The sequence below is a fragment of the Paraburkholderia tropica genome (assembly GCF_914484835.1).
GTDB classification, from domain to species: Bacteria; Pseudomonadota; Gammaproteobacteria; order Burkholderiales; family Burkholderiaceae; genus Paraburkholderia; species Paraburkholderia tropica_A.
The window spans coordinates 1-11,576 of record NZ_CAJZAR010000095.1 but is presented as its reverse complement, the minus strand read 5'-3'; the positions used below and the strand labels follow the sequence as shown (position 1 = coordinate 11,576).

General features: G+C 67.7%; 9 protein-coding genes and 1 pseudogene. 4 read left to right on the top strand and 6 right to left on the bottom strand.

Going from position 1 to position 11,576, the window contains the following annotated elements; translation table 11 throughout:
- Positions 1–74: 74 nt before the first annotated feature.
- Both LDO54_RS34635 and gluQRS read left to right on the top strand, forming a co-directional pair.
- Positions 75–941 carry a sulfurtransferase gene (locus LDO54_RS34635; RefSeq protein WP_224016895.1) on the top strand — a complete coding sequence of 289 codons (867 nt, stop codon included), beginning with the start codon at positions 75–77 and terminating at the stop codon, positions 939–941.
- 1 nt (position 942) lies between these two features.
- On the top strand, positions 943–1,902 hold the full coding sequence (gluQRS, locus tag LDO54_RS34630) for a tRNA glutamyl-Q(34) synthetase GluQRS (RefSeq protein WP_224016893.1): 960 nt from the start codon (positions 943–945) through the stop codon (positions 1,900–1,902).
- Between the two features lie 103 nt (positions 1,903–2,005).
- Here the strand turns inward: gluQRS and LDO54_RS34625 are convergent, their stop codons facing one another.
- From LDO54_RS34625 to purT, 6 genes are all read right to left on the bottom strand, one after another.
- Positions 2,006–3,532 (bottom strand): DEAD/DEAH box helicase, encoded by a 1,527-nt coding sequence (locus tag LDO54_RS34625; protein WP_224016891.1) that lies wholly within the window; start codon positions 3,530–3,532, stop codon positions 2,006–2,008.
- Positions 3,533–4,130: 598 nt separating this feature from the next.
- A complete protein-coding gene (locus tag LDO54_RS34620) occupies positions 4,131–5,573 on the bottom strand; it encodes an aldehyde dehydrogenase family protein (protein ID WP_224016889.1) in 1,443 nt (480 codons plus the stop codon).
- A 163-nt stretch (positions 5,574–5,736) separates the two neighbouring features.
- Positions 5,737–7,383, bottom strand: coding sequence for an acetolactate synthase large subunit (locus tag LDO54_RS34615; RefSeq protein WP_224016887.1), 1,647 nt, complete (start codon positions 7,381–7,383; stop codon positions 5,737–5,739).
- A gap of 193 nt (positions 7,384–7,576) precedes the next feature.
- Positions 7,577–7,999: an MliC family protein gene (locus tag LDO54_RS34610; protein ID WP_224016885.1), complete on the bottom strand. Its 423-nt coding sequence runs from the start codon at positions 7,997–7,999 to the stop codon at positions 7,577–7,579.
- Between the two features lie 65 nt (positions 8,000–8,064).
- Positions 8,065–8,253, bottom strand: a complete 189-nt coding sequence (locus LDO54_RS34605) for a DUF6726 family protein (RefSeq protein WP_224017096.1) — start codon at positions 8,251–8,253, stop codon at positions 8,065–8,067.
- Positions 8,254–8,436: 183 nt separating this feature from the next.
- Complete coding sequence (gene purT, locus LDO54_RS34600) at positions 8,437–9,648, bottom strand: formate-dependent phosphoribosylglycinamide formyltransferase (protein WP_224016884.1); 1,212 nt, start codon at positions 9,646–9,648, stop codon at positions 8,437–8,439.
- A 285-nt stretch (positions 9,649–9,933) separates the two neighbouring features.
- Here purT and LDO54_RS34595 point away from each other — a divergent pair, with 285 nt between their 5' ends.
- Both LDO54_RS34595 and LDO54_RS34590 read left to right on the top strand, forming a co-directional pair.
- Positions 9,934–10,602: an META domain-containing protein gene (locus LDO54_RS34595; RefSeq protein ID WP_224016881.1), complete on the top strand. Its 669-nt coding sequence runs from the start codon at positions 9,934–9,936 to the stop codon at positions 10,600–10,602.
- A 235-nt stretch (positions 10,603–10,837) separates the two neighbouring features.
- Positions 10,838–11,576 (top strand): annotated as a pseudogene (locus LDO54_RS34590) (DNA translocase FtsK 4TM domain-containing protein); the annotation flags it as partial.

The window sequence follows — 11,576 nt, the reverse complement described above, 5'->3', positions numbered from 1 at the left end:
AATCGCAGGAATCGCCCCAATCCGCGTCGAGCCAACCCGCCGGGCCCGTCCGATCCTGCTTTTACAGTTTGGCCATGCGCATTCTCAATCTCTCTACGTATCAGTTCGCGACCCTCGACAAGACCGAGCAATGGCGCCCGTTCATCCTTGAACGCTGCAAGGCGCTCGACCTGCGCGGCACGATCCTGCTCGCGCCCGAAGGCATCAATCTGTTCGTCGCCGGCGACGAGCCGAACGTGCGCGCCTTCATGGATTACATCAACAACGATCCGCTGTTCGAAGGCAAGTTCGCGACGCTGCCGTTCAAGGAGAGCTTCTCGGAAACGCGCCCCTTCAACCGCATGCTCGTGCGCCTCAAGCGCGAGATCATCACGATGAAGAAGCCGGCCATCCGTCCCGAGGAAGGCCGCGCACCGTCGGTCGCGCCGGTCGTGCTCAAGCAATGGCTCGACCGCGGCTTTGACGACGAAGGCCGTCCGGTCGTCATGCTCGACACGCGCAATGCATTTGAAATCGACGTCGGCACCTTCGACAACGCGCTCGATTACCGCATCGACAAGTTCAGCGAATTCCCCGAAGTCATCGCCGCGAACCGCGCCGACCTCGAAGGCAAGACCGTCGTGTCGTTCTGCACAGGCGGTATCCGCTGCGAAAAGGCCGCGATCCACATGAAGGAAGTGGGTATCGACCACGTTTATCAGCTCGAAGGCGGCATCCTGAAGTACTTCGAGGAAGTGGGCGGCGCGCACTACACCGGCGACTGCTTCGTGTTCGACCAGCGCACCGCGCTCAACCCGCAGCTCGAACCCACCGACACCGTGCAGTGCTTCGCCTGCCGCGCCGTGGTCACGCCCGACGAACAGGCCTCGCCGCTCTACGAAGCGGGCAAGAGCTGCCCGGCCTGCCATCCGCAGCGCGCGGCCAGCGTGCAAGCTGCGTAACGTGCGCGAGCGCGTGAGCGCGGCGCCGCAAGGCTATCGCGGGCGCTTCGCGCCCTCGCCCACCGGTCCGCTGCATCTGGGCTCGCTCGTCTCGGCGCTCGCGAGCTGGCTCGACGCGCGCGCACACGGCGGCACGTGGCTCGTGCGCGTCGAAGACATCGACGGGCCGCGCACGGTGCCGGGCGCGGCCGAAGACATCCTGGCGACGCTCGAACGCTTCGGTTTTCACGCCGACGAACCGCCCGAGTGGCAAAGCCGCCGCATTCCGCTCTATCGCGCGGCGCTCGACGCGCTGATCGCGTCCGGCCACGTCTATCCGTGCGGCTGCACGCGCAAGGAAATCGCCGATTCGCAACTGCACGCGCATCGGCGCAATACCACGCTGATCTATCCCGGCACCTGCCGCGACGGCCTGCACGGCAAGCCCGCGCGCGCGTGGCGGCTGCGCGTGCCCGATCTTCCCGCCGACGATGCCGATAACGCGGGCGCGAATCCCGCGCTGATCCGCTTCGACGACCGCTGGCAAGGCCCGCAGCACCAGGATCTCGCGACCGAAGTCGGCGACTTCGTGCTGCTGCGCGCCGACGGCCAGTGGGCGTATCAGCTCGCGGTCGTCGTCGACGATGCCGATCAGCACATCACGCACATCGTGCGCGGCGCGGATCTGCTCGACTCCACGGCACGCCAGATCTGGCTCCAGCAGTGCCTCGGCGTGCCGACGCCCGCGTATCTGCACGTGCCGGTCGTCACCAACGCGGACGGCGACAAGCTCTCGAAGCAGACCGGCGCGCTGGCGCTCGACGTCGCGCGTCCGATCGAGGCGCTGGTGGGCGCGGCACGCCATCTCGGGCTCGATCTGCACGACGCCGCGCCGACGACATTCGAAGCGTTTCAGGCCGACGCCATCGACGCCTGGAAGCGGCGGCTCGCGCGACTACCGGAACATTCACGCGCGCAATAAACGCGCCGCACAAACAAAAACGGCATGTCGCTCAACACGACATGCCGTTTTTTCATGCGCCGATCAAACGTCGATTAAACGTCGATCAAGCGCCGGGCAAAGCTTACGAAGACGACGACGAAGTCGGCTTGTTGCGCCATCCCGCGCCCAGGCCGCCGAGCAGCGCGGCGAGCGGCTGCTTCGACTGCTTCTGCGACGCGTTGGACGGCGCGGGCTTGTCGTCGGCCTTGCTGCGGGCGGCCGCCGACGGTTCGTAGGGCTTCAGGAAGAAGTCATCGACGGGCTGCGACGAACGGTGATGATGCGGACGCTCGTGCGCGCCCGGACGGCGGTGGCCAACGCGCTCGCCACGGCCTTCGCGGCTTTCGCGGCCTTCACGCGCCTCGCGGCTTTCACGGCCCTCGCGACCTTCGTGGCCGTCGCGCTCGCGGCGGCGGCTGCCGCCCTCGTGGTGCGCAACCGGCGTATCGACCGTCAGATGCTCGACGGTCAGCGGACGCTTGATCAGCTTTTCGATATCGGCGAGCTGCTTCTTTTCGTTCGGCGAGCACAGCGACAGCGCGTCGCCGGTCGCGCCCGCGCGGCCCGTACGGCCGATGCGGTGCACGTAGTCTTCGGCGCTGAACGGCAGGTCGAAGTTGATGACGGCGGGCAGTTCGGCGATGTCCAGACCGCGCGCGGCCACGTCGGTGGCCACCAGCGCCTCGATCTCGCCGCGCTTGAAGGCGTCGAGCGCCTGCATGCGCTCGCTCTGCGTGCGGTCGCCGTGAATCGCGGCGGCCACGATGCCCTGCTTCTCGATCTGGCGCGCAAGACGGCTCGCGCCGATCTTGCTGTTGCAGAACACGATCACCTGCTTGAGGCCGCGACTGCGGATCAGTTGCACGACCGCGCCGGTCTTGTCGCCTTCGGCGACTTCATAGACGATCTGCGTGACGTTGGCGTTCGTCGAGTTGCTGCGCGCGACTTCGATGGTCTGCGGCGTGCGCAGATAGGTCGCGGCGAGCTTCTTGATTTCCGGCGAGAACGTGGCCGAGAACAGCAGCGTCTGACGCTCCTTCGGCAGCAGGTTCAGGATGCGCTGGAGGTCGGGCAGGAAGCCCATGTCGAGCATGCGGTCGGCTTCGTCGAGCACGAGCATCTGCACCTGGCCGAGGTTCGTGGTCTTCTGCTGGACGTGGTCGAGCAGACGGCCCGGCGTCGCGATCAGGATTTCCACGCCGCGGCGCAGTTCGTCCGATTGCGGATTCATGTCGACGCCGCCGAACACCACCGCGCTGCGCAGCGGCGTGTGCTGCGCGTAGGTGCGCACGTTGTTGGCGACCTGGTCGGCCAGCTCGCGCGTGGGCGTGAGGATCAGCGCGCGCACCGGATGGCGGGCGGGCGATGCGCTCGTGCTCGCGAGCGGCAGCAGACGCTGGAGGATCGGCAGCGAGAAGCTCGCGGTCTTGCCGGTACCGGTTTGCGCGGCGCCCATCACGTCGCGGCCCGTGAGGACCACGGGGATGGCCTGCGCCTGGATCGGCGTGGGCGTCGTGTAGCCCTGCTCCTGGATCGCCTTGAGGATCTCGGGCGCGAGGCCGAACTGATCGAAGGTCTCAGTGCTGGGCGTGACGGCTGTGTCGGACATGGTGGCTTTCGCTATAAAGGCGCTATGCGCGCGAGGCGCGGCGCGCCTCAAATAATCACTGCTGATGTTGCGTGGGTCTTGCTGGGTACGCCTGACGGCGCCTGGCGCCGGGTCTGGCTGCGGAGCACGCTAGCGCGTGGGCCGTCCGGCGGACGGCTCGCAGCGCTGGGGCGGCGGCGTGCGGGGCGGTGGCGGGGTGCGCTGGCGCTCTGACCGCGCTCGACCCGTTCCATTCGCTCGATCCCGCTCGAACGCTTGCTCGTACCCTCTTTCCGGCTGCGCGCTCGGGCGCGGCCGTTTCAGTCGATGCCGGCGGTTCATGCCGGCGTGCCGGGCGCGCAGACCTGCGCCGCCTCGGGTTCCCGCCGCGCTGCCCCTGCGAATCCTGCAGGCGCAATCCGGCGAAAGGCCGGTATTGTAGCACCTTGGCATAAATCCCTATGGCCGCAGGGGCGGCCTTCTGCCAACGGCGCTTACCTTGGCCTACGGGCGCCACGGCTTTGACCACTGCTTTGACCACTGCATTGTCCGCGGCGCGCCAGGCGCGCCGCATCCGGCCCTTTACATCCACCCTTTACATCAATCCGTCACGCGGACATCAGGCCTTCCACGTCTCGCGCATCACCATCAGGCGCAATTCGGTCATGTCCTCGATCGCGTAGCGTACGCCCTCGCGCCCCAGCCCCGAATCCTTCACGCCGCCATACGGCATGTTATCGACGCGAAATGACGGAATATCGTTGATCACCACGCCGCCCACGTCGAGTTCGTCCCACGCGCGATGTGCGTTCGCCAGCGAGTCGGTGAACACGCCCGCCTGCAACCCGAAGTCGCTGTCGTTGACGATGTCGAGCGCCTGGCCGAAATCCTTGAAGCGTTCGAGGATCGCCACCGGCCCGAACGCCTCCTTGCGATACAGATCGGTGCCGCGGCCCACGTCTTCGAGCAGCGTGGCCTCGAACATCGCGCCGTCGACCTGGCCGCCCGCGAGAATCTTCGCGCCCGCCAGCACCGCCTGCTCCATCCAGCCCGCGAGGCGTTTCGCCTCCGACTCCGAGATCATCGGCCCGACGAAGGTTTTTTCGTCCTTTGGATCGCCCATTTTGAGCGTCTTGACCTTGGCGATCAGCTTCTCGCGCAGCGCGTCGTAGAGCGAGGCGTGCACGAGAATGCGCTGCACGCCGATACAGCTCTGCCCCGACTGGTAATACGCGCCGAACGCCAGCCGGTCCACCACGTAATCGAGCTTCGCGCCCTGATCGGCGTCGACCACGGCCGCCGCGTTGCCGCCCAGTTCCAGCACCACCTTCTTCTTGCCCGCCTTCTTCTTCAGATCCCAGCCCACGCCCGGCGAGCCCGTGAACGAGAGCAGCTTGAAGCGCTCGTCGGTCGTGAACAGATCGGCGCCGTCGCGGTGCGCGGGCAGGATCGAAAACGCGCCCTTCGGCAGATCGGTTTCCGCCAGCACCTCGCCGATGATCAGCGCGCCCACCGGCGTGCGGCTCGCGGGCTTGAGCACGAACGGCACGCCCGCCGCCAGCGCGGGCGCGACCTTGTGGGCGGCCAGATTGAGCGGAAAGTTGAACGGCGAGATGAACGAGCACGGCCCGATCGGCACGCGTTTGACGTAGCCGTGATAGCCCTTCGCGCGCGGCGCGATCTCCAGGTTCACAATCTCGCCGTCGATGCGCACGCTCTCCTCGGCGGCCACGCGGAAGGTGTCGATCAGGCGCGTGACCTCGCCGCGCGCATCGTTGATCGGCTTGCCGGCCTCGATGCAGAGCGCCATCGCCAGCTCGTCGAAACGCTCGCGAAAACGCGCGACGCAATGATCGATCACGGCTTGGCGCTTGAACGGCGGGAACGCGCGCATGGCGGGCATGGCGGCTTCGGCGGCGGCGATGGCCTGATCGATCGCCTTCGCGTCGGCGAGCGCGACGCGCGTGGCGACTTCGCCGCTGTATTTGTCGGTGACGTCGAGATCGGTGTTGGCGGCGACGGCCTGGTTCGCCAGATAGTACGGATAGGTCGGCTTGAGCATGGCGTGTTCTCCGGGGAAGCGCGGTCCATTGGGTCACGACTGGTCGCATCGGATCAGCCGCGCCTGCACTGCGCCTGAAGTCAGGCAATGCGGGACGGCGCGCAATGCGCACGCCCGCGCGAATGGCTCAACGAATGGCTTAGCGAATGGCTCAGCGAATTGCTCAGAGCTGCGCGCTCAGACGCTTGATCTCGCGATTGAGCACGCGCTCGTTGTCCGAGTAGTCGATCGGCACGTCGATCACGTGCACGCCCGGCTGCGCGAAACATTGCTCCATCAGCGGCTTGAGCTGGTCGGCTTCCGTCACGCGATGACCGTGCGCACCGTAGCTGCGCGCGTAATCGACGAAATCGGGGTTCTGCAGCGTCATGCCGTAGTCGGGGAAATTCATGTTTTCCTGCTTCCAGCGGATCATGCCGAAGGCGTCGTCGCGCAAGAGCAGCACGACGAGATCGAGCTTCATGCGCACCGCCGTTTCCAGCTCCTGCGAATTCATCATGAAGCCGCCGTCGCCGCAGACGGCCACGACCTTGCGCTCGGGGTGGACGATGCGCGTCGCGATCGCCGAGGGCAGCCCCGCGCCCATCGACGCGAGCGCGTTGTCGAGCAGCACCGAATTCGGCTCGCGGGCGCGGTAGTAGCGCGCGAACCAGATCTTGTACATGCCGTTGTCGAGACACAGGATGCCGTCCTCGGGCATCGCGCCGTAGACGTCGTGCACGAGCCGCACCGGATACATCGGAAAGCGCGCGTCGTGCTGGCCTTTGGCGAGATGCGCGTCGAAGTGGCGCTTGATCTCCGCGAAGCGCGCGAAATCCCACGCGTGCTCGCGCGGCTTGAGACTTTCCTTGAGCTGCCACACCGCATTGGCGATGTCGCCGACCACCTCGATCTGCGGGAAATAGACCGGATCGACTTCCGCGCCCAGGAAGTTCACGTGGATCACGGTCTTTTCCTCGGCGCTGCGCATGAAGAACGGCGGCTTTTCGATCACGTCGTGGCCGACGTTGATGATGCAGTCGGCATGCTCGATCGCGCGATGCACGAAGTCGCCGTCCGACAGCGTGGCGTTGCCGAGCCAGAGCGGATGCGATTCGTCGATCACGCCCTTGCCCATCTGCGTGGTGAAGAACGGGATGCCGGTCTGGTCGACGAATTCGCGCAGCACGTTGCGCGTGGTCTTGCGGTTGCCGCCCGCGCCGATCATCAGCAGCGGATGGCGCGCCGAGCAGATCGCCGCCACCGCGTGCGCGACCGCTTTTTCCTCGGCGACCGGGCGGCGGCTGAAGCTCTTGGGAATCGGCTTGCCGTCACCCTCTTCGTCGGCGACGTCCTCGGGCAGTTCGAGATGCACCGCGCCCGGACGCTCCTGCTCGGCCTGGCGGAACGCCTCGCGCACGAGCGCAGGAATATTGCCGATGGAAACGATCTGGCGCGCGTACTTGGTGAGCGGCTCCATCATGCGCACCACGTCGACGATCTGGAAGTGGCCCTGCTTGCTCGACTTGATCGGCTTCTGGCCGGTGACCATCAGCATCGGCATGCCGCCGAGCTGCGCGTAGGCGGCGGCGGTCACGAAGTTGGTCGCCCCGGGGCCGAGCGTCGCGAGACAGACGCCCGTGCGCCCCGTCAGCCGTCCGTAGGTCGCGGCCATGAAACCGGCGGCCTGTTCGTGGCGTGTGACGATCAGGCGGATTTTCGAGCGCCGCAGCGATTCGAGCAGATCGAGATTTTCCTCGCCCGGGATGCCGAACACGTATTCGACGCCCTCCGCCTCCAATGCTTTCACGAACAGATCGGATGCTTTCATCGCCACCTCGCTACGCTTGCGGTTTGCCTGAAACCGGCTCGATATCAGCGCGATATCAGCGCGATACCGGCTCGAATTTCGCGTGCGGCGCGCGCGCAGGCGCTCGCCCGGTTTTACGCCCGACAGGGTACTACCGGGGGCGAGAATGCGTCGGCTAGACGGGCAAAGGCGTGATGAATGCGGCGCGCCCGCCTCAGCGCATGATGGTCGCGCAGCCGCTCAGCAGCGGCTTGGGACTCGCCTCGGACATGGCGTCGTAGAGATCGGCGCCCGGGCCTTTGGTCCACCAGGTATAGCGGTCGGCGACGTACTTCACACCCGAGGCCGCGATCACGCCGACGAACAGCAGCCGGCGGCCCTCGACGGGCACGAGCGCGAAGCTCTGGCCGTTCGTGCCGTTGATGTAGGTCACTTTGAAGGTCGTGCCGTCCGCGCAGGTGTAGCTGAACGTGTGGCGCGCCTGAGTCTGGATTTCGCGCACTTCGAGCGGCGCGGCGCTCGCGTGCAGCGCGGCGCAGGCCAGACCGAGCGCGAGCGGCGCGCGAAAAAGAGCGGGAGCGAAACAAGAAAACTTCGGAAACAACGTCGAACGAAGCGCTGCGCCAACGGCTGTCATTGCGGGTTCTCCGGCAGTTGCCGCGAAGCGCGCCGCGCGCGCCGGAAATCGGGCGCGCGGCGGCGTCACGGATCGATCACGGCCGCGCAGGCGTCGGTGGGCGCCGCCGCCAGATGGCCGACGACCGGCACGATCTTGAGTCCCGCCGACGCCACGCGGCACGGCGCGGCGACCGCGCCGCAACCCGTCAGCGCCAGACCGCAGACCGCGAAACTCACCAGCACGGCCGCACGACGCGCCCGTTTGCCCAGCATCGACTTCATGTTCCGACCTCTACGCGGTTGCCCGACACGATAACCCGGGCCGCGTTGCGCCGCCCGCCGGATGCCCGCCTTACCCAGCGCAGGACCGGCGATTATGGGACGTCCCGCGCGTGACGGGCTTACCCTCGATCAATGCTGACACGCCGAAGCGCAGGCCCAAGCCGAAGTCGCCGCTCAGCCCTTGACCGGACGCACCGCCGCTGCGGCGGCACGCGCGCGGGCACGCGCTTCTTCGAGATCCACGCCGGTCGCGAGCGCCACGCCCATGCGGCGCTTCGTGAAGCTTTCCGGCTTGCCGAACAGGCGCAGGTCCGCGCCCGGCACGGCCAGCGCATCCGCGACGCCCTCGAACGCGATGCCGCGCTCGTCCATGCCGCCATAGATCACCGCCGACGCCGACGGACCGCGCGCCGTCGTATCGACGGGCAGGCCGAGAATCGCGCGGGCGTGGAGTTCGAATTCGGAGAAGCGCTGCGACGCGAGCGTCACGAGGCCCGTGTCATGCGGACGCGGGCTCACTTCCGAGAACCACACGTCGTCGCCGCGCACGAACAGCTCGACGCCGAACAGGCCGCGCCCGCCCAGCGCCTCGGTCACCTTGTGCGAAATCTCGCGCGAGCGTTCGAGCGCCTTCGGGCTCATCGGTTGCGGCTGCCACGATTCCACGTAGTCGCCGTCGACCTGCCTGTGGCCGATCGGATCGCAGAAGTACGTCTGCACCTCGCCGCTCGACGGATCGGTGGCGCGCACGGTCAGTTGCGTGATCTCGTATTCGAAGTCGATGAAGCCCTCGACGATCACACGGCCGTGGTTCACGCGGCCGCCCGCGAGTGCGTATTGCCAGGCGGCCTCGACATCGGCGTCGCTGCGCAGCACCGACTGACCCTTGCCCGACGACGACATCACCGGCTTCACCACGCACGGATAACCGACCTTGGCGATGCCCGCCTTCAGTTCGTCGAGCGAGTCGGCGAACGCATACGGCGAGGTCGCGAGGCCCAGTTCCTCGGCGGCGAGACGGCGGATGCCCTCGCGGTTCATGGTGAGCTGCGCGGCGCGCGCGGTCGGGATCACCTCGGCGACACGCTCGGCTTCGACGGCGGCGAGCGCATCGGTGGCGATGGCCTCGATTTCCGGCACGATCAGGTGCGGACGCTCGGCGTCGATCAGCGCGCGCAGCGCCTTGGGATCGGCCATGTCGATCACGTGCGCGCGGTGCGCGACCTGATGGCCGGGCGCGTTCTCGTAACGGTCGACGGCGATCACTTCCACGCCCAGGCGTTGCAGCGCGATGATCACTTCTTTGCCAAGCTCGCCAGCGCCGAGCAGCATGACGCGGGTGGCGGAAGCGGAAAGCGGCGTGCCGATGCGGGGGCCGGTCTGCATGATGTCTCCAGAGAATGACGGTGAGGCGGCCGGACGGACCCGGCGCGCGCCACGGGTGATGCACGAATGCGAGAGAGCGCCGATGTTAACACGCGCGCGCATGGCGTCTGATGCCGTCTGGATAGAACGCGGACAGATCGCCGCGTGGATCGCGGACACTTCGCGGGCACGGCGCAGATACATCTGGACACAGATCCGTGGCGCGCCAGTTGGAGGTTTGCGCTCGCTTGTGCGGGGCGGGTGCGTTACGCTTACGCCTTCTCGCTGCTTACCAGGAATTTCGCGATGCTCAAACGATCGAGCCACCGCCTTGCCGGACGCTCCACGGCGCGCCAGGCTCGCGCCTCGCGCGCTTCGCTCACGTCGCTCGTTTCGCGCACGGCGCCGCTCGCGGCCGCCACGGCCGCCGCGCTGCTGCTGGCCGCGTGCAAGCTGCCGGTGCACCAGGACGCATCCGCGCCGCCGCCCGATCCGTTCAATCCGGCCGCCACGCAGCTGCTCGACAACTCGCACTGGCAGCTCGTCGAGTGGAAGAACGCCGACGGTTCGCTGCGCTCGCTGCCGGGTGCGGTCACGGGTGCAATGGCGAACTCCGCCGCGAACGCGCCCGGCGCGCGTCCGGTCACGCTCGATCTCTCGACCGCCACCGGCCAGCGCCGCGCGAGCGGCTACTCGGGCTGCAACCGCTACACCGGCAGCTACGTCCTCAAGAACGGCCTGCTCTCGTTCGGCCAGCTCGCGGGCACGCGCATGGCGTGCGTCGGCGCGGGCGGCGAAATCGAAGGCGCCTATCTCGACGCGCTCTCGCACGTCGCGCGCAGCGGCGTGCAGATGCGCGATCCGCAGGCGCTGCTGCTCGTACTGGAAAACGGCGACCGCCTGACCTTCGCGAGCACGGCCAGCGCGGCAGCCGCGCCGGCCTCGGGCGCGCAGCCCGCCAAGCAGGGCGAGTGACGGACCGCATCGACTGGCAGCCGCGCCCTCGCCCGGCGCGGCTCTTTTTTTGCGGCGCGGCTGGCCGTCAGGCACGCTGCGAAGCGCACCGGGAAGCTCGCTGTGAAGCTCGCCGAGACGCCCGCCGCGAAGCCCACTGCGGCGCGGCGACAACGCGCGTTGCGGCGCGCGGGGTCCTTGCGGTTACACTCGAACACTCGACACGTTGCACCTCTTTTAATCACTGATCTCTGGCATGCACACGGTAGTTCCTGGCTGGTTCGGCTTGTCGGCCGTCTGGTTCATCCCCCTGATCTGGCGTCTCGTGAAGTCGGTGCTGCCCGGCGGCGCGGGACTGCGCGGTCCCGGCACGATCCGGCTCTGGCTCGGCTTTTTCTGCGTGCTTCTCTCGAGTTGCGCGCTCGAAGCGTCGCTGCTGCACATCGTGGGTTTCGATGCGCTCGGCCACGCGCTCGCCGACGGGCTCGGCAAGCTGATCGGCCACGTCGCCGCACCGCTCGCCATGACGGCGCTGTTTATCGTGAGCCTGCCCTGGCTCATCGATTTCCGCTGGCGCGATTTCCTCGTCTGGGCCGACATCTCGCTCGGCCTCGGCCTGAACATCCGCCCCTCGCGCGACGACGATGACAACGGCGAACGCCGCTCGCGCCGCAGCCGCCGCGAATCGAGCCCGGACATCGCGCCAACGACCGGCATGCCCGCAAGCCTCGGCGGCGGCGGACTCGGCGCGGGGTTGAGCCAGGGACTGGGTCAAGGGCTCGGAGCAGGAATGGGCTCAGGCGTCGGCTCAAGCGTCGGCGCTGGTATCGGCCCAGGAATCGGCCCGGGAATCGGCCAGGGACTGGGCGGCGGCCTCGCCGCGGGCACGGGACCGAACATCGGCTCGGGCACCGGCGACGCCGCGCCGCTCGACGGCACGCGCCGCAAGCGTCCGACGATCTGGCGTCCGCCGATGCCGGGCAAGCGCGCCGCGC

What these genes read in the sequence shown, in the direction of transcription:
- LDO54_RS34635 (WP_224016895.1), top strand. Translation starts at nt 75, where the DNA reads ATGCGCATTCTCAATCTCTCTACGTATCAGTTCGCGACCCTCGACAAG.
- LDO54_RS34625 (WP_224016891.1), bottom strand. Translation starts at nt 3,532, where the DNA reads ATGTCCGACACAGCCGTCACGCCCAGCACTGAGACCTTCGATCAGTTC.
- LDO54_RS34620 (WP_224016889.1), bottom strand. Translation starts at nt 5,573, where the DNA reads ATGCTCAAGCCGACCTATCCGTACTATCTGGCGAACCAGGCCGTCGCC.
- LDO54_RS34615 (WP_224016887.1), bottom strand. Translation starts at nt 7,383, where the DNA reads ATGAAAGCATCCGATCTGTTCGTGAAAGCATTGGAGGCGGAGGGCGTC.
- LDO54_RS34610 (WP_224016885.1), bottom strand. Translation starts at nt 7,999, where the DNA reads ATGACAGCCGTTGGCGCAGCGCTTCGTTCGACGTTGTTTCCGAAGTTT.
- LDO54_RS34605 (WP_224017096.1), bottom strand. Translation starts at nt 8,253, where the DNA reads ATGCTGGGCAAACGGGCGCGTCGTGCGGCCGTGCTGGTGAGTTTCGCG.
- purT (WP_224016884.1), bottom strand. Translation starts at nt 9,648, where the DNA reads ATGCAGACCGGCCCCCGCATCGGCACGCCGCTTTCCGCTTCCGCCACC.
- LDO54_RS34595 (WP_224016881.1), top strand. Translation starts at nt 9,934, where the DNA reads ATGCTCAAACGATCGAGCCACCGCCTTGCCGGACGCTCCACGGCGCGC.